The sequence below is a fragment of the Streptomyces sp. NPDC020731 genome, assembly GCF_044334705.1.
Lineage (GTDB): Bacteria > Actinomycetota > Actinomycetes > Streptomycetales > Streptomycetaceae > Streptomyces.
The window spans coordinates 243,908-266,806 of record NZ_JBIRTN010000012.1 but is presented as its reverse complement, the minus strand read 5'-3'; the positions used below and the strand labels follow the sequence as shown (position 1 = coordinate 266,806).

At 71.1% G+C, this 22,899-nt stretch carries 22 protein-coding genes; 10 read left to right on the top strand and 12 right to left on the bottom strand.

What is annotated here, in order from left to right; genetic code table 11:
* Nucleotides 1-138: 138 nt before the first annotated feature.
* On the bottom strand, nt 139-591 hold the full coding sequence (locus ACH4VX_RS20680) for an NUDIX hydrolase (RefSeq protein ID WP_398368887.1): 453 nt from the start codon (nt 589-591) through the stop codon (nt 139-141).
* A 252-nt stretch (nt 592-843) separates the two neighbouring features.
* Between ACH4VX_RS20680 and ACH4VX_RS20675 the strand changes: the two genes are divergently transcribed.
* On the top strand, nt 844-4,152 hold the full coding sequence (locus ACH4VX_RS20675) for a S8 family serine peptidase (RefSeq protein ID WP_398368886.1): 3,309 nt from the start codon (nt 844-846) through the stop codon (nt 4,150-4,152).
* 60 nt (nt 4,153-4,212) lie between these two features.
* Here ACH4VX_RS20675 and ACH4VX_RS20670 read toward each other — a convergent pair whose 3' ends face one another.
* Both ACH4VX_RS20670 and ACH4VX_RS20665 read right to left on the bottom strand, forming a co-directional pair.
* On the bottom strand, nt 4,213-5,061 hold the full coding sequence (locus ACH4VX_RS20670) for a hypothetical protein (RefSeq protein WP_398368884.1): 849 nt from the start codon (nt 5,059-5,061) through the stop codon (nt 4,213-4,215).
* A gap of 1 nt (nt 5,062) precedes the next feature.
* Nucleotides 5,063-5,602: an RNA polymerase sigma factor gene (locus tag ACH4VX_RS20665; protein WP_398368882.1), complete on the bottom strand. Its 540-nt coding sequence runs from the start codon at nt 5,600-5,602 to the stop codon at nt 5,063-5,065.
* A gap of 334 nt (nt 5,603-5,936) precedes the next feature.
* On the opposite strand from ACH4VX_RS20665, the gene ACH4VX_RS20660 reads away from it, so the two are divergent.
* A complete protein-coding gene (locus ACH4VX_RS20660; protein ID WP_398368881.1) occupies nt 5,937-6,953 on the top strand; it encodes an aspartate-semialdehyde dehydrogenase in 1,017 nt (338 codons plus the stop codon).
* A 73-nt stretch (nt 6,954-7,026) separates the two neighbouring features.
* Here ACH4VX_RS20660 and ACH4VX_RS20655 read toward each other — a convergent pair whose 3' ends face one another.
* Entirely contained in the window at nt 7,027-7,515 is a 489-nt protein-coding gene (locus tag ACH4VX_RS20655; protein WP_398368880.1) for a DUF1203 domain-containing protein, read from the bottom strand.
* Nucleotides 7,516-7,690: 175 nt separating this feature from the next.
* Here ACH4VX_RS20655 and pepN point away from each other — a divergent pair, with 175 nt between their 5' ends.
* Nucleotides 7,691-10,267: an aminopeptidase N gene (gene pepN, locus ACH4VX_RS20650; RefSeq protein ID WP_398368878.1), complete on the top strand. Its 2,577-nt coding sequence runs from the start codon at nt 7,691-7,693 to the stop codon at nt 10,265-10,267.
* Nucleotides 10,268-10,337: 70 nt separating this feature from the next.
* Here pepN and ACH4VX_RS20645 read toward each other — a convergent pair whose 3' ends face one another.
* The 3 genes from ACH4VX_RS20645 to ACH4VX_RS20635 are packed head-to-tail and all read right to left on the bottom strand — an operon-like array spanning nt 10,338 to nt 12,470.
* Nucleotides 10,338-10,880 (bottom strand): NUDIX hydrolase, encoded by a 543-nt coding sequence (locus ACH4VX_RS20645; RefSeq protein WP_398368877.1) that lies wholly within the window; start codon nt 10,878-10,880, stop codon nt 10,338-10,340.
* An 11-nt stretch (nt 10,881-10,891) separates the two neighbouring features.
* Nucleotides 10,892-12,016: an adenosylhomocysteinase gene (locus ACH4VX_RS20640; protein ID WP_398368875.1), complete on the bottom strand. Its 1,125-nt coding sequence runs from the start codon at nt 12,014-12,016 to the stop codon at nt 10,892-10,894.
* Nucleotides 12,003-12,470, bottom strand: a complete 468-nt coding sequence (locus ACH4VX_RS20635; protein ID WP_398368908.1) for an ATP-binding protein — start codon at nt 12,468-12,470, stop codon at nt 12,003-12,005. Before ACH4VX_RS20635 ends, ACH4VX_RS20640 begins: the two co-directional genes overlap by 14 nt.
* Nucleotides 12,471-12,563: 93 nt before the next feature.
* Here ACH4VX_RS20635 and ACH4VX_RS20630 point away from each other — a divergent pair, with 93 nt between their 5' ends.
* From ACH4VX_RS20630 to ACH4VX_RS20620, 3 genes are all read left to right on the top strand, one after another.
* Entirely contained in the window at nt 12,564-13,106 is a 543-nt protein-coding gene (locus ACH4VX_RS20630) for a GntR family transcriptional regulator (protein WP_398368873.1), read from the top strand.
* Nucleotides 13,103-13,882 (top strand): GntR family transcriptional regulator, encoded by a 780-nt coding sequence (locus ACH4VX_RS20625; protein WP_398368871.1) that lies wholly within the window; start codon nt 13,103-13,105, stop codon nt 13,880-13,882. The genes ACH4VX_RS20630 and ACH4VX_RS20625 overlap by 4 nt, the downstream gene beginning before the upstream one ends.
* Before the next feature lie 81 nt (nt 13,883-13,963).
* On the top strand, nt 13,964-15,475 hold the full coding sequence (locus ACH4VX_RS20620) for a hypothetical protein (RefSeq protein ID WP_398368869.1): 1,512 nt from the start codon (nt 13,964-13,966) through the stop codon (nt 15,473-15,475).
* Between the two features lie 145 nt (nt 15,476-15,620).
* On the opposite strand, the gene ACH4VX_RS20615 is transcribed toward ACH4VX_RS20620, so the two are convergent.
* Nucleotides 15,621-16,223 (bottom strand): TetR/AcrR family transcriptional regulator, encoded by a 603-nt coding sequence (locus ACH4VX_RS20615; RefSeq protein WP_398368867.1) that lies wholly within the window; start codon nt 16,221-16,223, stop codon nt 15,621-15,623.
* 70 nt (nt 16,224-16,293) lie between these two features.
* On the opposite strand from ACH4VX_RS20615, the gene ACH4VX_RS20610 reads away from it, so the two are divergent.
* Nucleotides 16,294-17,187, top strand: coding sequence for an NADP-dependent oxidoreductase (locus tag ACH4VX_RS20610; RefSeq protein WP_398368865.1), 894 nt, complete (start codon nt 16,294-16,296; stop codon nt 17,185-17,187).
* Between the two features lie 392 nt (nt 17,188-17,579).
* Here ACH4VX_RS20610 and ACH4VX_RS20605 read toward each other — a convergent pair whose 3' ends face one another.
* Nucleotides 17,580-17,765: a DUF397 domain-containing protein gene (locus ACH4VX_RS20605; protein WP_398368864.1), complete on the bottom strand. Its 186-nt coding sequence runs from the start codon at nt 17,763-17,765 to the stop codon at nt 17,580-17,582.
* Between the two features lie 8 nt (nt 17,766-17,773).
* Nucleotides 17,774-18,625, bottom strand: coding sequence for a DUF5753 domain-containing protein (locus ACH4VX_RS20600; protein ID WP_398368862.1), 852 nt, complete (start codon nt 18,623-18,625; stop codon nt 17,774-17,776).
* Between the two features lie 217 nt (nt 18,626-18,842).
* Here ACH4VX_RS20600 and ACH4VX_RS20595 point away from each other — a divergent pair, with 217 nt between their 5' ends.
* Genes ACH4VX_RS20595 through ACH4VX_RS20585 form a run of 3 tightly spaced genes read left to right on the top strand, consistent with a single transcriptional unit; the run spans nt 18,843 to nt 20,171 of the window.
* Entirely contained in the window at nt 18,843-19,295 is a 453-nt protein-coding gene (locus ACH4VX_RS20595) for an ATP-binding protein (protein WP_398368860.1), read from the top strand.
* Nucleotides 19,296-19,314: 19 nt separating this feature from the next.
* Nucleotides 19,315-19,803, top strand: coding sequence for a TetR/AcrR family transcriptional regulator (locus ACH4VX_RS20590; RefSeq protein ID WP_398368859.1), 489 nt, complete (start codon nt 19,315-19,317; stop codon nt 19,801-19,803).
* Nucleotides 19,804-19,805: 2 nt separating this feature from the next.
* Nucleotides 19,806-20,171 (top strand): hypothetical protein, encoded by a 366-nt coding sequence (locus ACH4VX_RS20585; RefSeq protein WP_398368857.1) that lies wholly within the window; start codon nt 19,806-19,808, stop codon nt 20,169-20,171.
* Between the two features lie 15 nt (nt 20,172-20,186).
* Here the strand turns inward: ACH4VX_RS20585 and ACH4VX_RS20580 are convergent, their stop codons facing one another.
* The gene (locus ACH4VX_RS20580; RefSeq protein WP_398368856.1) at nt 20,187-21,749 is read right to left on the bottom strand and encodes a PQQ-dependent sugar dehydrogenase; all 1,563 of its coding nucleotides are present in this window, start codon (nt 21,747-21,749) and stop codon (nt 20,187-20,189) included.
* A 130-nt stretch (nt 21,750-21,879) separates the two neighbouring features.
* A complete protein-coding gene (locus ACH4VX_RS20575) occupies nt 21,880-22,803 on the bottom strand; it encodes an EamA family transporter (RefSeq protein WP_398368854.1) in 924 nt (307 codons plus the stop codon).
* Between the last annotated feature and the right edge of the window lie 96 nt (nt 22,804-22,899).

Here is a 22,899-nt window from a genome sequence, read left to right as displayed (position 1 = left end):
GCGTCCACACCTGCGGCCGGCCCGGCTTGATGCCCCGCGGCAGAAGCGGCTCAAGCCGGGCCCACTGGCCGTTCGTCAGATCCCCACGTCCCACGGGACATGATCATGAACGAACAAGATCCACTTTCGCAACAGACCCTAGGGGGTGTCCACCCGTCCGGCCGCCGGGCGTTCCCGCCACAGTCGCAGCCCGATGTCGACCATGCGGACGCGGATCAGGTCCGGGACGGCGTGCAGGGGCTGCCAGGCGGCGAGTTCGGTGGAGCCGCCGATTTCACAGCGGAGTTCGCCGCCGGTGATCCGGCCCTCGTAGACCAGTCGTACGCCGTGGTGGTCGACGGAGCGGCCGAAGCGGGCGGGGAAGGTGCGGCGGGTGGAGTTCACGCCGAGCAGTCCGGTGACCTCGATGTGACAGCCGGTCTCCTCCTCGACCTCCCGCCGCACGGTGTCGTAGGGATCCTCGCCGTGCTCCATGCCCCCGCCCGGCAGCACCCACTCGGGGGCACCTCCGGGGCCCGGTGACCGGGCGAGCGGGAACTGTCCGTCGCGCACCACCACGGCGTAGGCCGCCACCCGCAGATTCCGTCGCATCCGGGGACGTCAACCCGGCGGCCGGTACCGCGGGGCACGCGTGGGCGACTTGTCGCCTTCCGGCCCCCATCTCCCCATAAGGCCATCGGGGGTTTTCCCCATACATCCATTTCGACTCGGCCAACCCTCGCCAAACACCTGCCCCTTGCGTAAGGCTCAACGATCGTCCGGAATCGCCTTCCGGACCGTCGCGACCAGGGCCGATCGGCTCCGGTCGCTCCACGATCGTTCCTTTACTTACAAGGGATGCCGATGACCCACTCCCCCCAGCGCGAACCCATACCGGGCGCGAGACGTGTGGCCCGCATCGCCGTGGCCGCCGGTCTCGTCGCCGCGCTCTCCGCGGCCGGGCCGATCCCTCTGGCCATGGCCGCCGACACGCCGCCCGCCGCCCCCGCCGACGCGGACGTCAAGTCCGCGCACGCCAAGCTCGGCTCCGACGACGCGGACCTGCTCGCCGAGGCCAAGGCCGACGGCGCCAAGAACGTCACGATGATGATCGCCACCGCTCCCGGGAAGACCGAGCAGGTCGCCGAGCAGCTGGACGCGGTCAAGGGCGGTTCGGTCGGCCGGACCCACGACGAGCTCGGCTACGTCCGGGCCACCGTCCCCACCGGCAGGGCGGACGCGGCGATCGCCGCCGCCATCAAGCTGTCCTCCGTGCACGGCGTCGACCTGCGCGAGGAGATCCCGCTGGACGACCCGACACCGAGCGCGGACACCGCGAAGCACGCCGGGGGCAAGGGCACCGCCACGTACCCGGCGCCGGGGAAGCGGACTCCCGCGGAGAACCCGTACAACCCGTCCTTCGAGACCGGTGCCGTCGAGTTCGTCGAGGACAACCCGAAGGCGGACGGCCGCGGGGTCACCATCGGCATCCTCGACTCGGGCGTCGACCTCGGCCACCCGGCGCTGCAGGAGACCACCACCGGCGAGCGCAAGATCGTCGACTGGGTGACGGCGACCGACCCCATCGTGGACAGCGACCAGACCTGGCGCCCGATGGTCTCCTCCGTCTCCGGGCCGGCCTTCACCTACAGCGGCAGGACCTGGCAGGCTCCGGCCGGTTCGTACCGGATCAGCACCTTCCTGGAGTCCTACACCACCGGCGGTGACGCGAAGGGCGACGCCAACCGCGACGGCGACACCACCGACTCCTGGGGCGTCCTCTACGACGCGGCGGCCGGCACGGTCCGCGTCGACCTGAACAACAACCAGGACTTCGGCGACGACGCCCCGATGAAGCCGTACAAGGACGGCTTCCAGGTCGGGTACTTCGGCACCGACGACCCGAAGACCGGCATCGCCGAGCGTCAGCCGTTCGTCGTGGAGATCCGCAAGGACGTCCCGATGGACCCCTACGGCGGCGACTGGGTCGGCAAGACGGCCGACTTCGTCAACATCGGTGTCATCGAGTCCGAGCACGGCACGCACGTCGCCGGCATCACCGCCGCCAACGGCCTGTTCGGCGGGCGGATGGACGGCGCCGCCCCCGGCGCGAAGATCGTCTCGTCGCGCGCCTGCACCTGGACCGGCGGCTGCACCAACGTGGCGCTCACCGAGGGCATGATCGACCTCGTCACCGAGCGCGGCGTCGACATCGTCAACATGTCCATCGGCGGTCTGCCGGCGCTCAACGACGGCAACAACGCCCGCGCCGAGCTGTACACCCGCCTGATCGACACCTACGGCGTCCAGCTGGTGATCTCCGCGGGCAACTCCGGCCCCGGCGTCAACACCATCGGCGACCCCGGTCTGGCCGACAAGGTCATCTCCGTCGGCGCGTCCGTCTCCCGCGAGACCTGGGCCGCCAACTACGGCTCCGTGGTGGAGAAGAAGTACGCCATGATGCCGTTCTCCTCGCGCGGTCCGCGTGAGGACGGCGGCTTCACGCCGACGCTGGTCGCGCCCGGCGCGGCGATCAACACCATCCAGACCTGGATGCCGGGCGCCCCGGTCGCCGAGGCGGGCTACGACCTCCCGGCCGGCTACGGCATGCTGCAGGGCACCTCGATGGCCTCCCCGCAGGCCGCCGGCGCCTCCGCGCTGCTGCTGTCCGCCGCGAAGCGGAAGCACATCGACCTCACGCCCGCGGAGCTGCGCACCGCCCTCACCTCCACCGCCGAGCACATCAAGGGTGTGCAGGCCTACGAGGAGGGCGCCGGCCTCATCGACATCGAGGACGCCTGGGACGCCATCCGCGACGGCGCCACCGCGCACGACTACACGGTGAAGGCGCCGGTCGACACCGCGATCGACCAGTTCCTCGGGACGCCCGGCTTCGGCACGGGCCTCTACGACCGTGAGGGCGGCCTGAAGACCGGGCAGAAGAAGACGTACGACATCACGATCACCCGTACGTCCGGCCCCGACCGCGCGGTCCGGCACGAGCTCGGCATCGAGAACAACGCCGGCCACACCTTCCGCATCGTCGGCGACGACGACGTCCGGCTGCCGCTGAACGAGCCGGTCACCGTCAAGGTCCAGGCCGCGCCGCGCTCGGCCGGCATCAAGAGCGCGATCCTGGAGGTCGACGACCCGCGCACCGAGGGCGTCGACCAGCAGATCCTCAGCACCGTGGTCGTCTCCGCGCCGCTGGAGCACACCTTCTCCGCGTCCGGCACGGCCCAGCGCAACAGCACCACCTCCTACTTCGTCACCGTGCCCGAGGGCGCGAAGACGCTGGAGGTCGCGATGAGCGGGCTGAAGGGCAGGAGCCAGACCCGGTTCATCGCCATCCACCCGTACGGCGTCCCGGCCGACAGCACGTCGACGCCGGACTGCTACCACAACTACAACGACGGCAACGGCTGCCGCCCCGACCTGCGCGCGTACGAGAACCCGCAGCCGGGCGTGTGGGAGATCGAGGTCGAGGCCCGCCGCACCTCGCCGCTGCTCGACAACCCGTACAAGCTCGACGTCGCCGTCCTCGGCGCGGCCTTCGCCCCGGAGACCGTGACCGTGCCCGAGGCGAAGGTCGGCACGCCGGCCGCCGTCTCGTGGAAGGTGACGAACGGGTTCGCCGCGCTGGACGGCAAGCTGGTGGGCGGTCCGCTCGGCTCGTCGAAGACGGAGCGGCCGGCCATCGGGACCGGCGACACGCACACGACCACGGTCGAGGTGCCCGCGGGCGCCACGTCGCTCGACGTGGCCATCGGCAACGTCTCGGACGCCTCCGCCGACCTGGACCTGAAGGTCTACGACCAGGACGGCAACCAGGTCGGCCAGTCCGCCGACGGTGACTCGGAGGAGTCGGTCTCCATCGCCTCCCCGGCGGCCGGTACGTACACCGTGGAGGTCGTGGGCTACTCCGTCCCGGCCGGTTCCACGGACTACGACTACCGGGACGTGTTCTTCTCCGCCTCGCTCGGCTCCGTCGACGTCGGCGGCTCCGCGCCGGTGCGGCTCGGCACGGGCGACTCGGCCAGCGTCTCCGGTGACGTCACCGTCGCGGCGGCGGCCCCCGAGGGGCGCGCGTTCTTCGGGCGCGTCCAGCTGGTGAACGCGCGCGGCACGGTCGCGGGCGTCGGCAACGTGGCGATCGAGAAGGTCGCTCCGTAAGCGGCTGACGTGGGATCCGGGGGCGGGCGTCCGTTACGGGCGCCCGCCCCTTCGTCGTGCTCAGCCGCAGGTGAGGGTGCGCGACTCGGGGAGCGAGGCGGTGATCCGGGCCCGCTCGGGGGCGATGTCCGCCTCCCCGACGACCACCATGTCCGGGTGGACGCCGTCGGGGGGCATGCCGACCATCACGTGGTCGCCCTCGTGCAGCGGGGGGGCGTCGACGAGGTCCCGGAGGAAGGTGACCTCGCCGGCGCCCTTGTAGTAGCGGCTCGCCTTCAGCGTGACGCGTTCCGCACCGGCCCCCGGCACCGGGTCCACCGCCAGCACGGTGCCCTCGGCGACGAGGCGGGCGCAGGCGAGGTAGCGGGGGCTGCCGAAGGCGACCCCGTCCGCCTCCTTGGCATCCGACTGCGCGACGGCACTGTCCCCCGAGTCCGACGCTCCCCCGCCCTGCGTCACGAGCCACCCCATGCCGAGGACGAGACCGGCGGCGGCAGCGGCGACGAGCCCACCGAGGGCGACCTTCATCGGCCGGTGACGGGAGCGCCGACGGGAGGACGGGCCCCTCGGCGGGGCGGGCCCGGTCGCCGCGTGGCCGGGCGCCGTGCCGCCCGGAGCGCGTCCCCCCGGCCCGGCGTCGGGTTCCGGCCGTTTCCCGGGCCGAGCGGCCTCGTCCCGCCCCGCCGGCGCACCGTCCCGCGCACCGGCGAGGGTGTCTCCGATCACCGTCAGCTGCTCGCGCAGGACCACGAGGTCGGCGACGGCCGCGTCCCGCGCGGCCAGGAACGCCGGATCCCGCCGGGCCCCCTCCGGCAGCGGCTCGTCGAGGAGGGCGGCCATCAGGGCGTCCATGCCGTCGTACTCGGGTCCTTCACCGGAGGGGTCCCGGGTCTCGTCGTGGGCGGGCATGTCAGACCACCTCGTCCTCGTGCAGGCGGGCGCGCAGGGCGCGTACCGCCGTGTGCAGCCTGCTCTTGACCGTGCCCTCCGGTACGCCGAGCTGCTCGGCGATGGACCGTACCGGCAGATCGGCGTAGAAGCGCAGCACCACCACCTGGCGCTGCGCGTCGGGCAGCTCGTCCAGGCCGCGGGCCACGGCGAGGGAGAGCAGGCTGGTCTCCTCGCCGGACGGGGCCTGTGCCGGACGGAGCGACGCGAGGCGCTCGCCCAGCCGCTCCTGGCGGCGTTTGGCCCGGTGCCAGTCCATGGCGAGGTTGGAGGCGACGACCGCCGCCCACGCCGAGACGTCCCGCGGCGCCTCCCGCCCGCTCGCGGCGCGTTCCAGCAGCCGCAGACGGACCTGCTGCACCCCGTCCGGCAGGTCCGTCTGCGGTACCCCGCCCAGTGCGAGCACCGCCCGCACCCGGCGTTCCTGCGCCGCGTCCAGCGGGTCGTCGCCCGTGGCGGCGTACGACGACCCCCGGCCGCGCCGGGTCCTTCCGCGCAGCACCGGCCACCCCCCTCACGCTGTTTCTCCTACGACGCCGCTTCCGCCCGGAACGTTCGACCGGGTTCTCCGGATCCGGTCGAGGCGTACGTCACACCGCCGTGTGGCCGGGATCGGACCGGGCAGGGGACCTTGCGGTCCGCGGCCCCCGAGAGCTGAATTCCTGCAGTTCACAGGGGTGACGGCCGAAGGTCCGCAAGCGGTGGCCGCTGCCGGGGTGTCCCACCTGGCGGGCAGAACCCGCAAAGAATTGGACAGGCGGACCGTGGTCGGCCGCATGATGGAAGAGCCTCGGCCAGGCATTCATGAACGAATCAGGACACAGTAGGGAGTCACCGTGAGGGTCGGAATCGTCGGAGCCACCGGTCAGGTGGGCACGGTCATGCGCAGGATCCTCAAGGAGCGCGACTTCCCCGTCACCGAGCTGCGCCTGTTCGCCTCGGCCCGTTCGGCGGGCACGGAGCTGGACGGCGTGACGGTGGAGGACGCGTCGACCGCCGACTACAGCGGTCTGGACATCGTGCTGTTCTCCGCGGGCGGCGCGACCTCGAAGGCGCTGGCCGAGAAGGTCGCCGCGCAGGGCGCGGTCGTGATCGACAACTCCTCCGCCTGGCGCAAGGACCCCGAGGTCCCCCTCGTCGTCTCCGAGGTGAACCCGCACGCGATCGCCGACCGCCCCAAGGGCATCATCGCCAACCCGAACTGCACCACCATGGCCGCGATGCCGGTGCTGCGTCCGCTGCACGCGGAGGCGGGGCTTCAGGCGCTGGTCGTCGCCACGTACCAGGCGGTGTCCGGTTCCGGTCTCGCGGGCGTCGCGGAGCTGCACGGCCAGGCGCAGAAGGTGATCGACGAGGCCGACAAGCTGACCCACGACGGCGCGGCGGTCGACTTCCCCGAGCCCGGCGTCTACAAGCGCCCCATCGCCTTCAACGTGCTGCCCCTCGCCGGCAACCTCGTCGACGACGGCCTGAACGAGACCGACGAGGAGCAGAAGCTCCGCAACGAGTCGCGCAAGATCCTGGGCATCCCCGGCCTGAAGGTCTCCGGTACCTGTGTGCGCGTCCCGGTCTTCTCCGGGCACTCGCTGCAGATCAACGCCCGTTTCGCCCGCCCGATCAGCGCCGAGCGCGCGACCGAGCTGCTGGCGGAGGCTCCCGGCGTGGTCCTCACCGACATCCCGACCCCGCTCCAGGCCGCCGGCCAGGACCCGTCCTACGTCGGCCGCATCCGCCCCGACGAGACGGTGGACCACGGCCTCGCGCTGTTCGTCTCCAACGACAACCTCCGCAAGGGCGCCGCGCTGAACGCGGTGCAGATCGCGGAGCTGGTGGCGGCGGAGCTGCGCGGCTGACGCCGATGACGACGGAAGAGGCGGGCGTCCCCTGGTGGGGCGCCCGCCTCTTCGCTCGTACGGTGGCCGGCGGTCAGTCCCGGCGCACCTCGTACAGGAAGCAGCCGTGCTCCACGGCGCGTACGTGCACCAGCGCCACCTCGGGATCGTCGAACGCCTCGTCGAGGACCGGTACGAAATCCTCCGGGGCCTCCACCAGCCGCCCGCCCAGGATGCGGCCGTCGGCGGAGTAGCGGCGCAGGGTGCGGTGGGCGTGGGTGAAGGGGAGGGCCTCTCCCTCCGGACGGCCCTCGCACTCCCCGGCGTGGACGAAGACCGGTCCCTGTTCGTCGTACGGGCCCGGGTCCGCGCCTGTCTCCGCCGCCCAGCGGCGCAGGGGCGCGTACGAGACGAGCGCGATCCGTTCACCGACGTGGCTGCGGCGCAGGCAGCAGCGGAGCGGGGCGCCACCCTCGTCGTCGGTGAAGGGTACGGCCGGGCGGCCGGCGTCGTCGGTGGCCAGCAGTTCCTGCACAACCGGCGCGGGAACGGGACGTGCGGCGTGGAGCGTGTGGATCGTCATGCCGTCCAGCCTCGCCCCGCCGCCCCCGGCCCGCTGGCGGCTTTCGGACCTCGTATCACGCCTCCACCCGCCGGACCCGATACAGGGGTATCCCCATGGTCCGGCTCCGTCGCCCCCCGTTCCCGATCCCGCGTGGAAGGATGACGCAACCCACACATAACGAGGAGATGACCGCGTGCCTGGCACAAACCTGACCCGCGAAGAGGCGCAGCGGCGGGCGAAGCTGCTGACCGTTGACTCGTACGAGATCGATCTCGATCTCTCCGGCGCGCAGGAGGGCGGAACCTACCGGTCCGTGACCACGGTGCGCTTCGACGTCGCCGAGGAGGGCGACGGCGCGGAGTCGTTCATCGACCTGGTCGCTCCGGCCGTGCACGAGGTGACCCTCAACGGTGACTCCCTCGACCCCGCCGAGGTCTTCGCGGACTCCCGCATCGCCCTGCCCGGTCTGCTGAAGGGCCGCAACATCCTCCGGGTGGAGGCCGACTGCGCGTACACCAACACGGGTGAGGGGCTGCACCGGTTCGTCGACCCGGTCGACGACCAGGCGTACCTGTACACCCAGTTCGAGGTTCCGGACGCCCGCCGCGTCTTCGCGAGCTTCGAGCAGCCGGACCTCAAGGCGACCTTCCGGTTCACCGTGAAGGCGCCGGAGGGCTGGACCGTCATCTCCAACTCGCCGACGCCCGAACCGCGCGACAACGTCTGGGAGTTCGAGCCGACCCCACGCATCTCGTCGTACATCACGGCGCTGATCGCCGGCCCGTACCACTCCGTGCACAGCGTCTACGAGAAGGACGGCCAGTCCGTCCCGCTCGGCATCTACTGCCGTCCCTCGCTCGCCGACTACCTCGACGCGGACGCGATCTTCGCGGTGACCCGGCAGGGCTTCGAGTGGTTCCAGGAGAAGTTCGACTACGCGTACCCGTTCGCGAAGTACGACCAGCTGTTCGTACCGGAGTTCAACGCGGGCGCGATGGAGAACGCGGGCGCGGTGACGATCCGCGACCAGTACGTGTTCCGGTCGAAGGTGACCGACGCCGCGTACGAGGTGCGGGCCGCCACGATCCTGCACGAGCTGGCCCACATGTGGTTCGGCGACCTGGTCACCATGGAGTGGTGGAACGACCTGTGGCTGAACGAGTCGTTCGCCACCTACGCCGAGGCCGCCTGCCAGGCCGACGCGCCCGGCTCGAAGTGGCCGCACTCGTGGACGACGTTCGCGAACCAGATGAAGACCTGGGCCTACCGCCAGGACCAGCTGCCGTCCACGCACCCGATCATGGCCGACATCAGCGACCTGGACGACGTGCTCGTCAACTTCGACGGCATCACGTACGCCAAGGGCGCGTCGGTGCTGAAGCAGCTGGTCGCGTACGTCGGTGAGGACGCCTTCTTCCGGGGCGTGCAGGCGTACTTCAAGCGCCACGCGTACGGCAACACGCGCCTGCCGGACCTGCTGGGCGCGCTGGAGGAGACCTCCGGCCGCGATCTGAGGACCTGGTCGAAGCAGTGGCTGGAGACGGCCGGCATCAACGTCCTGCGCCCGGAGATCGAGACCGACGGCAACGGTGTCATCACCTCCTTCGCCGTCCGCCAGGAGGCCCCCGCGCTCCCGGCCGGCGCGAAGGGCGAGCCGACCCTGCGCCCGCACCGCATCGCGATCGGCCTGTACGACCTCGACGAGGCCTCGGGCAAGCTGGTGCGCGGCGACCGCGTCGAACTGGACGTGGACGGCGAACTGACCGCCGTACCGCAGCTGGCCGGCAAGCGCCGCCCGGCGGTCGTCCTCCTCAACGACGACGACCTGTCCTACGCCAAGGTCCGCCTGGACGAGCAGTCCCTCGCCTTCGTCACCGAGCACCTGGGCGACTTCGAGTCCTCACTCCCCCGCGCCCTGTCCTGGGCCTCCGCCTGGGACATGACCCGGGACGCCGAACTCGCCACCCGCGACTACCTCTCGCTCGTGCTGTCGGGCATCGGCAAGGAGTCCGACATCGGTGTCGTGCAGTCGCTGCACCGCCAGGTGAAGCTGGCGATCGACCTGTACACCGCCCCCGCCACCCGCGAGACCCTGCTGTCCCGCTGGACCGACGCCACGCTGGCCCACCTGCGGTCCGCGGAGGCGGCGAGCGACCACCAGCTGGCGTGGGCGCGCGCCTTCGCGGCCACCGCCCGCACCCCGGAGCAGCTGGACCTGCTGGAAGGGCTGCTGACCGGCACCCAGACCATCGAGGGCCTGGCCGTCGACACGGAGCTGCGCTGGGCGTTCGTACAGCGGCTGGCGGCGGTGGGCCGCTTCGGCGAGGCGGAGATCGCGGCCGAGTACGAGCGGGACAGGACGGCGGCCGGTGAGCGCCACGCCGCGACCGCCCGCGCGGCCCGCCCGACGGAGGAGGCCAAGGCGGAGGCGTGGGCGTCGGTCGTCGAGTCCGACAAGCTGCCGAACGCCGTCCAGGAGGCGGTCATCGCCGGCTTCGTCCAGACCGACCAGCGGGAGCTGCTCGCCCCGTACACGGACCGGTACTTCGAGGTCCTGGCGGACGTCTGGTCGTCCCGCTCGCACGAGATGGCCCAGCAGATCGCGGTCGGCCTCTACCCGGGCATCCAGGTCTCCGGCGAGACCCTCGACAAGACGGACGCCTGGCTGACGGCCACGGCCCCGGGCGCGGCCCTGCGCCGCCTGGTCTCGGAATCCCGCGCGGGAGTGGAACGGGCGCTGCGTGCCCAGGCGGCGGACGCGGGAGCGTAACCCCGTACGCCTGCCGCACCAGGGGCGCCCGGCTTCGTGCCGGGCGCCCCTGTTTCCGTACGAGGGGTGGTCAGCGCAGCACTTGGAGAACGCGCTCACGCAACGCCTCGTCCTCGATACCGACCGCGTCCCGCCATGCGGCGGCCGTAACCTCCTCGGCCTGCACCGCGACGACTTCGGCCGCCGTGCGGAAGACGAACCGGAAGTCGAAATGCCGGTGGTCCGGCTCGCCCTTAACGGGGTTGGCCGGGATCGGGTGGTCATCGATGTGCACCGGCCGCCGCCCGACCGGGGTGATCGCCGACAGTGGAATGCCGGTCTCCTCGGTCAACTCCCGCTGTGCGGCCGCGAGGAGGCTGCTGTCCTCGGTCTCGACGTGCCCGCCCGGGAGAAGCCAACGGTCCAGGGCGCGGTGGCGGATGTGGAGCACGCGGCCCTCCGCATCGCTGAGAACCGCTCCGGCGGTCACATGGCCACGGAACTCCTTGCGGCTGCTGAGGTCCGCGGCTTCGTCCAGAAGCTCGGACAGGGCAGTCAGCCGCTCCCCCTCGTCCGGGTACGCGGCGAGATACTTGTCGAGCGTCGCGCGGATGTGATCGGCAGTGATGGGCATGGGGTGTCTCCTCACCTGTTGAAGTAGTCGAGCCAGGTCGCGGCGATGACGGCCCGGTCGGCCGACCCGATCTCGTGCAGGCCCGGTTCCAGGTCGCCGCGCACGAGGGCCGCGGAAGCGGCCAGGATCTCGGCCTGCACGAGGAAGATGAACGGTCCGACACTCGCTCCGTGGAGAAAGTTGACGGCGTTGCCTCCGTTGAGCAGGTAGAAGTAGTGCCCGGTCGTCAGATACCGGGTGACGTTCTGCCCCACGTGGGCCCGCTCGTACACCTCGTTCACCCCTGCCAGCTCGAGTTCGTCCTCGCTACTCGTCACAGTGGCGACGTACGCACCGTTGCGCAGACGGCCGAAAGCCTCGCCCCGCAGCGAGAGCGCACCGCTGGCACACAGGACCAGTCCGGCCCCCTCAAGTCCCGCTTCCAGTGCGCGCGCCACCACGAAGCCCTGCGACAGAGCCTGCGTACGCCGAACCGGGTCGATGTCGTGGACCGTGACACGCACGCCCTTCGCGTGGAGCAGACGCGCGATGCTCGAACCCAGCTTGCCGAAGCCGATGACGAGGGCGGCGCGGCCGTGCAGGATGTCGCCACGGCCGCGCATGAGCGCCTCGGTCGAGAACACGACGGACTGCCCTACCAGGAAGTCTTCCGGCTCTTTCAGTGGTGAGCGGGCCACCGAGACGACAGGACAGGGGAGCTTGTCGAGGGAGGCATACCGGCGGTGGCCGTTCTCGGTGTCCTCGACCACGCCGGCGATGCTTCCCGAGAAGCGCTCGCACAGGGCATGGAGCGAGGGCGCGAAGTATCCGCCCACATCGAGCAGGACGACCCGAAGTCCCGCAGCCTTCTCCTCGACATACCTCAACGCGCGATCAGGATCGGCGAACAACTCCCGCGACAGCTTGTCGCATACGTACCCGCTGCTCTCGACCAGCTTCATGGTCTCGGGATGCGCGGACTTGGGCTTGGGTAACACGGCCCGGAGTTCGGTCATCGCCGCCACACCCCGCACGAACACCGGGCGTTCCGGGAGCAGATGCGTGATCAGCAATGATGCCGGCCTGTCTGCCGGAGTGAAATGGGCGGCGATACGCCCGAAGTAGGCGTTGAGCCGCGCATGTTCAGCTGCTTCCATTACTGCCCTTCACTTCTGGTGAGTCCATCTTGAACACCGCCCAGACGGTCTTGCCGAGGTCGTGCGGCGTCACGCCGAAGTCGTCGGCGAGGGTCATGACGAGGTGCAGCCCCCGCCCTCCACAGCTGTCCGGCGCCGTCCTGGGCACCTGCGGCCGACCCGCCCCGCTGTCCCGCACCTCGACGCGGACGAGCGGGCCGTCTCCGACCACCACCAGTGCGTACTCACGCCCCGGCGGCACGCCGTGCAACAGGGCATTGGTCGTCAGCTCCGACACACAGAGCTGCACATCGTCCTGCCGCTCCCGGTAGCCCCACTCCGTGAGCGTTTCCAGAGCGAACCTGCGCGCGCTCGGCACAGAGTGGCGAGTTCGCGGGAATCGGCGTTGCCGAGCCAGAAGCACAGTGAGCCACCCCCCCCCTAGATCCAGCGATGACGGAAACCGTACCACCATTCGCGAATAGCGGTACGGCAGAGATGGGCCGCGGAATCGCTTCACTTAACGTGTAAAGCAGCCAGGTCGAACATCCGCCCCATGGAGGCCACAGTGAGCGACAGCACGTGGGTCAGCACCTCGTTGCCGTATCTGACTGCACGGGAAAGGGGGAGGCCGGACGCCTGGTCGGCTGAGGCCGAGACACGCGGCGGCAAGGGCACCCAGCGCATCGCGTACGCCGGTGAGGCGACGGCCACCGAGGAAGTCGCCGCGCTTCTCGGGCTGCCGCCGGAGGAGACGCTGATCGTGCGCCGCAGGGTGATCGAACTCGACGGGAGGCCCTGCGAACTGACGGACACCTACTACCCCGCGCACATCGCCCGCGGGACGCGTCTCGCCGAGGCAAAGAAGATCCCGGGTGGCGCCGTGACCTTCCTTGCCGAGCGCGGACACGTCGGCGTCCGCGTCCGCGAGGATGTGACCGCGCGCATGCCGAACGCGGAGGAGCGCGAGATTCTGTGCCTGGGACCGGACGAACCGGTCCTCCGGCTGAGCCGGGTCACCCTCGACGGCGACGACCGGCCCTTCCAGGTCGACATGATGGTCATGCCGGCACACCGGCAGCACCTGCGCTACGAGATCCTGATCGGATGACTGTGCCCATCACTCACACCGACTCCCCCGACCGCCGGTCACTCCATGAACGGATCGCCGCCGACCTCCGGGACGACATCATGAGCGGCGACCTGGCGCCGGGCACCAGCCTTCCCTCCACCACGCGGCTCAAGGAGCGCTTCGACGCCTCGAACGCGACCATCCAGAAAGCCCTGCACATCCTCAAGGACGAGCAACTGGTCGTCGGCCGCGCCGGTTCCGCCGTCACGGTCCGCGAACACCGGCAGCGAACCATGCGCCCGGCCGCGTACATGGCCCCCGCCACCCCGGGTGAGCCCTATCGCTGGCTGACCGAAGCCACACAGCACGGCGCGCGGGCACACAGCACACTGCTCGACGTGGCCGAGACGCGACCGCCGGCCGACGTGGCGTCCTCGCTGGGCCTCGGCGACACAGAGACCGCAGTGCTTCGCCACCAAATCCTGACCATCGACGGCGAACCGGCCGAACTGGTCAAGTCGTACTACCCACTGGCTGTCGCAAGGGACACCGCCATCATGGCCAAGCGAAAGATCAAGGGCGGTACTCCGGCGCTCCTGACCCAACTCGGCTTTCCACCGCTCCTGAGCGTCGACCGCGTCTCGGCCCGGATCCCCACTCAGGAGCAGTACCAGGCCCTGAACCTGCCCAGCGACCTTCCGGTACTGCGAACCCTCCGCGTGGTGTACACCGACGCCGACCGCCCGGTGGAGGCCACCGTCATGGTCAAGGCGGGTCATCTGTACGAGCTGCAGTACGAGTTCACGCCTGGCTGAGGGGTGCACGGCGTACCGCCAGCGGCCGGCAGCCACCGAAACCCAGAAGCCATCCGATCACGTTCCAGGCAGGATGCCGCTGTGAATCATGTTCTGTGCGGGCTCGCCGCCAACGCGAGCCTGCCGTCCGAGCTGGTCGACCGGCTGATCGCGGACGCCGACATCGCCCTGGACCTCGCTCACCGGGCGGACCTCAGCCACGCACAAGCGGTGGCCCTGGCCTCGCGTGTCGGGGAAAGCGCTGTGCCGCTCGCGTACGGGGGCCTGCTGACCGCCGCAGACGTCGATCCCGCGACGCAACCGAACGCCGCCCTCGCCCTGCTCGCCGAGCGTGCCGGACGCCCGGAGTGGGCGCGTCTCCTCGCGGGTGATCCAGCTGTCGAGTGCCGGAAGAAACTGGCCGCCTGCCCCGGCCTTCCGCCCGATGTGGTGGAGACGCTGGCCTCCGACCCGGACGTACGGGTCGTCGCGGAGCTCGCCTTGTGGACGACACCGGAGACGGCCACCGGACTTGCGGCGCATCCGCATGCCGAGGTCCGCCGCTCGGTGGCGGCCAACGAGGCGGCTCCACCAGCCGTACTGGCGGCGCTGCTCACCGGCGAGGGGCTGCCTCCCACACAGCGGTGTCTGGTCTGCGACCGTGAAGAGGTGCCGTTCGTGCACGATCCGCGATGCTCGCAGCTCGACTGCGATCTGCCGCCCGGAGCCTCCTGCGACGGCTCCCACGAGTCGGCCGGGTACGAGACGCAACGGATGGCGATTCTGAACCCGGCCACCCCCACCGAAGCCGTCGTCGGCTTCGTCGGCCACCCTTCGCCGCTCCTGCGCTGGGCGCTCGCCGGCCGCCCCGATCTGCCGGTGGAGGTCTGCGCCCGGCTCGCCGTGGACGCGAATCCCGGCGTCCGAGCCGACCTCGCCGGGAATCCGGCGATCGACGACGCCCTGATCCGCGTCCTGGCCACCGACCGTGACCACGAAGTGCGGCGCGGGCTCGCCCACAACCCGCGCGTACCGATCGACGTGCTGACCCACCTGGCCGGCACCACCAGGACCGGCGCCGCTCTGCTGCCGCGGATCGCCTCCGCCTCCCCCGACGAGGTCGAGAGGCTGGCCGGATCACCGAACCCGGCCGCGCGGATGCTCGTAGCCCGGCGACGCGACCTGCCACCCGCCCTGCGCGACGCGCTGGCCGCCGACCCCGACGCGAAAGTGGCCAAGTCCATCGCCCCGCACCCCGGTCTCCCGGAATGCCTGCTGCGCACCATGCTCGACCGGCACGGAGTCCGGGTCGTCGCCAAGGTGGCCGCCAATCCGGACGCGACTCCGGCGCTTCTGGACGACCTCGCCCGGCACGAACCACCGGTGCGGAAGGCGTTCCGCGAGATCGCCCGGCATCGCAACGCGTCGGCACCGGCGCTGCTCGCCTGCCTGGGAGACCCACAGGCGAGGCGCATAGCCGCCGGCCATGCGGCCCTTCCACCCTCGGCCATCGAAGAGCTGCTCACCGACACCGACCGGCAGGTGGCGGAGGCGGCGGCCGCCAACCCTTCGCTGCCACTCGCCGTGATGTCGGATCTGCTGCCCCGGCTGTGACGATCCTCCGTAACGACGCTGTCCTCGGCGGCGAGCGAGCGTCGATTCTCCTTCGCCAGGGCCCCACCGGCCCGGTTCGGGCATCGCTCGACGCCCTTGCGGTACATCGTGCCGACGCCCTTGTCCGGGCGGGATCGTCCGCCGCTCAGCCGGACAGCGGAACCCGGGCGTGCGTGCCGGCGGTCTCCCACGCCGCCTCGATCATCCGGAAGATCTCGTCCACCGCGGCCTGCGGATCGTCCGCCTCGCGGGCCAGTGCGAAGGCGTCCACCACGAACCTGGCGATCGCCCGGCGGGCCGTGCCGGTGCGCGGCGGACCGGGTTCGGCGGCGAGGGCCGTCGCCAGCGCCTCCGCGTGCCGCAGCCGCATCGCCCCCTCGTACTCCCGCAGGGCGGGCGAGGTGTCGATCATGCGCCAGACGGGGGCGGCGTCGTCCGCCAGGCAGTGGCTCACCAGGGCGTGGATCTCGCGGCGCAGCGCGGGGACGAGGGGCTCGCCGGGCGCCCGGTCGGTGACCGCCCGGGCGAGGCGCTGTTCGAAGTCCGCGTCCCGCTCGAACACCAGGGCCTCTTTCGAGGCGAAGTGGGCGAAGACGGTCGTGACGGCCACGTCGGCCTCGGCGGCCACGTCACGGATGCCGACCGCGTCGTACCCGTGCTCCAGGAAGAGCCGCAGGGCGGTGTCGGCGATCTTCTGGCGGGTGGCGGCCTTCTTGCGTTCTCGGCGTCCGGCCGGTTGCTCGGGCATGGCATGACGCTATCAGATGTGAAACCGAAACCGTTTTTTAAAGCTAACCGTTAGTGTTACGGTCGGCGGCATGAAGAAAGTGAGCTTCGCCGAGTTCGGCGGCCCCGACGTCCTCCGCCTCATCGACGCCGAGGAGCCCCACGCGGGCCCCGGCCGGATACGCATCGCCGTACGGGCGGCGGGGGTGAACCCCGTCGACTGGAGAATCCGCGAGGGCCAGATGCGGCCCGCCCTCCCGGCCGGGCTGCCCGCCGGTGTCGGACTGGACGCGGCCGGGGTGGTGGACGAGGTCGGCGAGGGCGTCGAAGGGGTCCGGACCGGCGACCGCGTGTTCGGTGAAGGCACCGACACCTACGCCGAGTTCGCCGTGCTGCACGCCTGGGCCCGCATGCCCTCGGGACTGTCGTTCGAGGAGGCGGCCGGCTACCCCTCGGTCATGGAGACCGCGCTGCGCGTCCTCCGCGAGTCCGGCATCCGTCCTGGACAGACCCTGCTGGTCAGCGGCGCGGCGGGCGGGGTCGGGTCGGCGGTGCTGCAACTCGCCCGCGAGCGCGGCATCACGGTGATCGGCACGGCCGGGGCGGCGAACCAGGAGTACCTGCGCGGCATGGGGGCGCACGCCACGACGTACGACGAGGGCTGGGCCGAGCGGATACGGGAGTTCGGCGGGGTCGACGCGGCCCTCGACCTGGCCGGCGCGGGCGTCGTCCGCGAACTCGCCGAGCTGACCGGGGACCCGGCGAAGGTGATCTCCATAGCCGACCCGACCGCCCCCGGCCTCGGCGCCCGCTTCTCAGGCGTGGCCGGCAGCATGCCGGACGCCCTCGCGGAGACCGTCCGCCTCATCGGGGAGGGCAGGCTGCACATCCCTGTCGAGAAGTCCTACACCCTCGCCGAGGCCCCGTCCGCCCACACCGACAGCCAGGCGGGGCACACCCGGGGGCGGCGGGTGATCGTCGTCTGACGGCCGTTCGCGACGCGGGAGCGCAGGCCCGTACGCATGCGGCAGGGCCCGCCCGGTTCCGTCCCGGGCGGGCCCTGCCGTCCTGCCGGGCCCGTCCGCTACCTGTCGCACCGGGCCAGGAACGCACCGACGGTCCGGGCGAAGCGCTCCGGACCGTCCACCCACGGGTTGTGCGCGGCGCCCGCCCGGACAACGTGCTCACCCCGCGGGAGGAGCCCCGCCGCCCCGGTGGCGGAGTCCGGACGCGGGGAGCCGTCCAGCGCGCCGGAGACGACCAGGACGGGCGCGTCCGGTGTCAGGCGCGTCGAAAGTCGGCATGAGCCGGATGCTCGCAGGCAGAGCGATGCTCCGCCACGCCGTTCTTGAGGGCTCCGGCGTGACGCCGGGTGACCTCAGTGTCGTTTGAGGGCGTCGATGAAGGAAGCGAAGGCGGGGGCGGGGAGGGAGAGGGGGGTGCGGGAAGGGGACTTGGAGTCGCGGATGGCTATGCGTGGGCCCAGGTCCGCGATCTCGACGCAGTCGTTGCCCTCGCCACCGCCCGAGTAGGAGGACTTGCGCCAGCGGTTGAGGGGGGTCATCGGATACCTCACAGCTCCTTGGCCAGCTGATGAATGAGGTCACGTGACGGCTCCGGTGCCAGTGACCCTTGCTTCACCCTAAGGAACAGTGCGCGGAAGTGTTCCAGTTGGGCCTCACCATCGAGGAACGCCGTGCCGTGGGGAGCGTCGCGCACCACTGTGTCCAGGCGCGGGACCTGCCCACCGAGGTGCACCATCGTGCTCCCCGCGCCCGCGAAGTCGTCCAGGGCGAAGGGGACGACCCTGACCGTGACGTGGTCGGCCTCGGACATCTCCAGAATGCGCGAGAGCTGGTCACGGGTCGCCGCCCGTCCCGCGACCCTGATGCGGAGCGCCGCCTCGTGGATCACCGTCTCGTACGGAATGGGATCCGGTTCCTCGATGATGACCTTTCGCCGCATCCTGTGCCCCACCCGGTGGTCCACCTCCACATCGGGGAACTCCGGGTTCATGTAGGCGAAGAGCGCCCGCGCGTAGTCCTCCGTCTGAAAAAGCCCCGGTACATGCATGACGGCCACGTCGCGCCGGAACCCGGCGTGGTGTTCCAACTCCGCGAGGTCCAGGTAGGTGGCGGGCAGGTGACCTCGATAGGCCTCCCACCAGCCCCGGGTGCGTTCAGTCGCCATGCCCACCAGGGCCTCGATCAACGCCACGTCCGTGCAGGCGTAGTTGGCGGCCAGACGGCGGAGTCGTTCCTCGCTCACGCCCGCAAGGCCGGATTCGATGTGACTGATCTGGACAGGGCTCACGCCCAGCAGTGCCGCCGCCTCCCGAGCGGCAAGGCCCGCTGCATCGCGGAGGCGGCGCAGCTCAGTCGCCACCCTCAACTGCCGGGCGGTGGGCTCACGCCTCAGAGCCATCGACTACTCCGATCCCATGCACCTGTGTGCGCGACTCGTTCGGGGTCAGATTACGCGAGCAGCTTGCTTGGCATGAAGATTTAGACCTACCGTCAGTCACGAAGCGGGCACGCTTCGCATCCCCTGGGTGCTGGAAGTGCACCGCTCCGCGCTGCCGCGACGGAGCGGCAATGACACCACCGCCCAGCCCAATCCCCCTCCACCCCGAGGAGTCCGCATGCCCGGAACCGAACCGTGGGAGTACTCCCTCCACATCCCGAACGACCCCAGAGCCGTCACCGTCTGCCGCCGCACCCTCCGTCTGATCCTGACGATGCACGGCCTGATCGGACTGGTCGACGTCGCGGAGCTGCTGGCGACGGAGTTGATCGCCAACGCCGTACGGCACACCAAGGGACCGGCGGCCCTGCGGGTGCACTGGTCGGGGGCCGGTGCGCTGCGGATCGGGGCCTGGGACGCGGACCCCTCGCCGCCGGAACCTCCGGAGCCCTTCGAGCCGGCACTGGAGCGCGAGGACGGGCGAGGGCTGGCACTGGTGCGGGCCTGCGCCGACACGTGGGGGTGGCAGCCGCTGACCAGGGGCGGAAGCAGGGGAAAGATGGTGTGGTGCGAGCTCACCCCGGCTGGAGAGCCGGTTCAGGAACGGTCGTTCTTGACTGGTCGTTCTTGAATCCCGTAGGGTCACCGGCATGGGACGACCACGCGCCTTCGACACCGACCGGGCCGTCGAGTCCGCGGCCACCCTCTTCGCCACGCACGGCTACGAGGGCACCTCGGTGGACGATCTGGTCACTGCCACCGGAGTCCACCGGGGCAGCCTCTACAAGGTGTTCGGGTCGAAGAGGAGTCTGCATCTGACCGCTCTTCGCCATCACCTCGACCACGAGATCCACCCGAGCACCGCCGCCATCGCCACGCTGACCGACCCCGAGCAGGCACTGGCGGCGGCCATCGCCTCCTACGACAACGGGCCGGCCTCCGGGCTGCTCCTGCTCGCCGCCGCCGAGCGCGCGCCCCATGACGCCGATGTCGCCGCGCTGGTCGCGGAGGGCATCGCCGCGCTGGAGGACGCCCTGCGTCACTCCCACGGCGACGCCGCGCCGCAACTCACCTCCACCGTCCTCGGCGCGCGCCTGAGGCTGCGCGCCGCCCGGCCGACCATCCCCGAGGAGCACTGACCATGGCCCTGATCTCCGTCGACCGCGAACACGGCCTGCTGACCGTCGAGTTCCAGGGCCTCGACAGACTCTGGACGCTCAAGAGCCGTCTGGAGATCCCCCTCGCGCATGTACGCGGCGCCACCCACGACCCCGGGATGGCGCGCGAGCCGAAGGGCGTACGCGTCACCGGGACCCACTTTCCGGGCTACATCACCGCCGGACGCTTCCGGCAGGGCGGGGAACGCCTCTTCTGGGACGTGAAGAACCCCGACAAGGCGGTCGTCGTGGCGCTCGCCGACGGCGGGGCCTACGACCGCCTCGTCATCGAGGTCGACGACCCCCGCGCCACCGTCGCCCTCATCGAACGCTCCATCACGCGCGGTTGACGCCTCGCGGGTGACTCAGCGGCCCACGGCGCAGGCGTCCCCGTTGAGCATGAACCGCACCGGAGGCGAGACGTCACCGGTGTGCTCGGTCAGGTAGCCGAGGGTGATGCTCGCGCCGGGGGCGATCGTGGCGTTGTGCGGGGCGTTGACCGCCGTGATCGTGTTGCTGCCCTGGGTCAGGGTCGTGTTCCAGTCGGAGACGACCCTCTGGCCGAGGGCGAGCGGGAACTCCAGCGTCCAGCCGTTCACCGGGGTGCCGCCGGTGTTGGTGACGGTGAGGTCGACCGTCATGCCGGTGCCCCAGGCCGTCACGGTGCGGTCCACCCGGCAGGTGGGCTCCTCCCGTGAGAAGGACACCTTGTGCAGGCCGCCGGGCAGGTCGTTGACCACGTAGAACTCCCCGTCGGCGGTCGTGCCGACCGACGTCACCTGGGTGGGCATCTCGCCGATCTCGGCCTGCTCGTAGCCGCCGCTGCCGTCGGGGCGCAGCGCCCAGACCGTGGACGAGCAGTAGTCGGTGGCGATGTACGTGCCGCCGACCAGGTCGGCGTACTCCCGGCCCCGGTAGACATGGCCACCGATGACCGAGCAGCCTCCGGTGTACGGGGAGTAGGTGAAGACCGGGTCCGTGTACTCCTCGCCGGGCGCGCAGTCGCCGTTCGTGAACTTCTCCAGGCCCTCGTGGCAGGACCAGCCGAGGTTCAGTCCGCCCCGTCCGGGGGCGAGGTGGTCGACCTCCTCCCAGCGGCCCTGGCCCACGTCGCCGATCCACATCGAGCCGTCGGCGGCGTCGAAGGAGAAGCGCCACGGGTTGCGCAGGCCGTACAGCCAGATCTCCTCGCGGGCGCCGGCCGTGCCCACGAACGGGTTGTCGGCGGGGACGCAGTACGGAAGCGGGTCGCACGCGCGGCGCACGTCGATCCGCATGATCTTGCCCAGCAGGGTGTCCAGCCGCTGCCCGGAGCGGAAGGGGTCCCCGGAGCCGCCGCCGTCGCCGATGCTCCAGTACAGGTTGCCGTCGGGGCCGAAGGCGAGCTGACCGCCGTTGTGGTTGCTGTACTCGGCGTGTTCCTGGGAGAGCAGCACCTCCAGTCGGGACTCGTCGAGCCGGTAGCGGGCGAGGGTGACCGCGCCGTCGGGCAGCGCCGTGTACGCCAGATACATGTCCTGGCTGTCGGCGAAGTCGGGCGGGAGGGCGATGCCGAGCAGACCGCGCTCGTTGCCCGACTCGTCCACGAGCGGGGTGATGTCGACGAGCGGGGTCTGCGCCAGGCCGGTGTCCGGGTGGTAGACGCGGACGCTGCCTGACTTCTGGGTGATGAACAGCCGGTCCGTGCCGTCGTCGGGGGCGGCGATGGCGGTGGGCCGTCTCAGCCCGGAGGCGACCTGGGTGGTGGTCGCGCCGAGCGAGGGCAGCGGCACGGTCGGGGCGGCCTCCGCCGTTTCCGTCCGGAGCGGCGCGGTGTCCGCCGCCGCGGGCAGCGGGGCGAGCGCGGTCAGCAGGAGGACCAGGAGGAGGGGGACGGTCCAGCGACGTCGTGACCCGACGCGTTTTTTATCATGGACATGCCAATACATAATCTCCTTCTTTCCCTGTGGCCCGACTCGGTGGGAGCGCTCCCGCGACTCCAATCTGCGCGTCGCGCATCAGGGCGGCAACCTGTGATCGCGCCACTTTCACGCCGCATGGCGCAAACGCCGCCATCGACTAGGAGTGGACCCTCGACGGTTTCGCGGGCGCGGAGGCGGGGCGGGAAGGGGCGGGGACCGTGCGGGGGCGCGGGACGATCTGCCCGGCCACCGTCGCCCCGAACGCCAGCACCATGCCCGTCAGTTGCAGCGGGGCCAGTGTCTCACCGAGGGCCGCCCAGCCGATCACCGCCGCCGTGAGGGGGCTGAGAGGACCGAGGAAAGTGACCTGGGTGGCGGTGAGGCGGCCGATGCCCCGGAACCAGAGCCAGTACGCGATCGCCGTGTTGGCCAGGGCCAGGTAGAGGTAGCCGCCGACCGCCGGGGCGTCCAGGGCGGGGGGCGCACCCTCGGCCAGGACGGCGACGGGCGCGATCAGCAGGCCGCCGGCCGTCAGCTGCCAGCCCGTCAGGGCGAGCGGGCCGACGCCCTCCGGGCGGCCCCAGCGCTTGGTGAGGACGGTGCCGGCGGACATCGAGGCGGTGGAGGCGAGGGCCGCGAGTGCGCCCAGCGGGTCCAGGGCGCCGGCCGCCTTCAGGACCACCAGGCTGACGCCGGACGCGGCCAGGACCCCGGTGATCACATTCCGCGCCGTCGGCCGCTGCCCCAGCAGCAGCGCCGAGAGGCCGACCACGAACAGCGGCCCGGCCGAGCCGACCACCGCCGCCATGCCGCCGGGCAGCCGGTAGGCGGAGAGGAACAGCAGCGGGAAGAAGGCGCCGATGTTGAGCGCGCCGAGCACCGTCGCCTTCCACCACCAGGCCCCGCGCGGCAGCACCCGGCCGAGCGCGAGCAGCACCAGTCCGGCCGGCAGGGCGCGCACCAGAGCGGTGAACAGGGGACGGTCGGCCGGGAGGAACTCGGTGGTGACGACGTAGGTGGTGCCCCAGGAGACGGGGGCGAGGGCGGTGAGCGCGATGAGGGTGGCGCGGTTCGCGGCCATGACGGGCACACCTCTTCCGAGTAGGTCAGTGACAAGTAGCTTAGTCATAAGCTACTTGCCATCAAGCCACTTTCTTGCGGCCGACCCACTCCCGGC

Coding starts and splice junctions, on each gene's coding strand:
- ACH4VX_RS20680 (WP_398368887.1), bottom strand. CDS start 591: ATGCGACGGAATCTGCGGGTGGCGGCCTACGCCGTGGTGGTGCGCGAC.
- ACH4VX_RS20675 (WP_398368886.1), top strand. CDS start 844: ATGACCCACTCCCCCCAGCGCGAACCCATACCGGGCGCGAGACGTGTG.
- ACH4VX_RS20670 (WP_398368884.1), bottom strand. CDS start 5,061: ATGCCCGCCCACGACGAGACCCGGGACCCCTCCGGTGAAGGACCCGAG.
- ACH4VX_RS20655 (WP_398368880.1), bottom strand. CDS start 7,515: ATGACGATCCACACGCTCCACGCCGCACGTCCCGTTCCCGCGCCGGTT.
- ACH4VX_RS20645 (WP_398368877.1), bottom strand. CDS start 10,880: ATGCCCATCACTGCCGATCACATCCGCGCGACGCTCGACAAGTATCTC.
- ACH4VX_RS20640 (WP_398368875.1), bottom strand. CDS start 12,016: ATGGAAGCAGCTGAACATGCGCGGCTCAACGCCTACTTCGGGCGTATC.
- ACH4VX_RS20635 (WP_398368908.1), bottom strand. CDS start 12,470: ATGGTGGTACGGTTTCCGTCATCGCTGGATCTAGGGGGGGGGTGGCTC.
- ACH4VX_RS20625 (WP_398368871.1), top strand. CDS start 13,103: ATGACTGTGCCCATCACTCACACCGACTCCCCCGACCGCCGGTCACTC.
- ACH4VX_RS20615 (WP_398368867.1), bottom strand. CDS start 16,223: ATGCCCGAGCAACCGGCCGGACGCCGAGAACGCAAGAAGGCCGCCACC.
- ACH4VX_RS20610 (WP_398368865.1), top strand. CDS start 16,294: ATGAAGAAAGTGAGCTTCGCCGAGTTCGGCGGCCCCGACGTCCTCCGC.
- ACH4VX_RS20605 (WP_398368864.1), bottom strand. CDS start 17,765: ATGACCCCCCTCAACCGCTGGCGCAAGTCCTCCTACTCGGGCGGTGGC.
- ACH4VX_RS20600 (WP_398368862.1), bottom strand. CDS start 18,625: ATGGCTCTGAGGCGTGAGCCCACCGCCCGGCAGTTGAGGGTGGCGACT.
- ACH4VX_RS20595 (WP_398368860.1), top strand. CDS start 18,843: ATGCCCGGAACCGAACCGTGGGAGTACTCCCTCCACATCCCGAACGAC.
- ACH4VX_RS20590 (WP_398368859.1), top strand. CDS start 19,315: ATGGGACGACCACGCGCCTTCGACACCGACCGGGCCGTCGAGTCCGCG.
- ACH4VX_RS20585 (WP_398368857.1), top strand. CDS start 19,806: ATGGCCCTGATCTCCGTCGACCGCGAACACGGCCTGCTGACCGTCGAG.
- ACH4VX_RS20580 (WP_398368856.1), bottom strand. CDS start 21,749: ATGTATTGGCATGTCCATGATAAAAAACGCGTCGGGTCACGACGTCGC.
- ACH4VX_RS20575 (WP_398368854.1), bottom strand. CDS start 22,803: ATGGCCGCGAACCGCGCCACCCTCATCGCGCTCACCGCCCTCGCCCCC.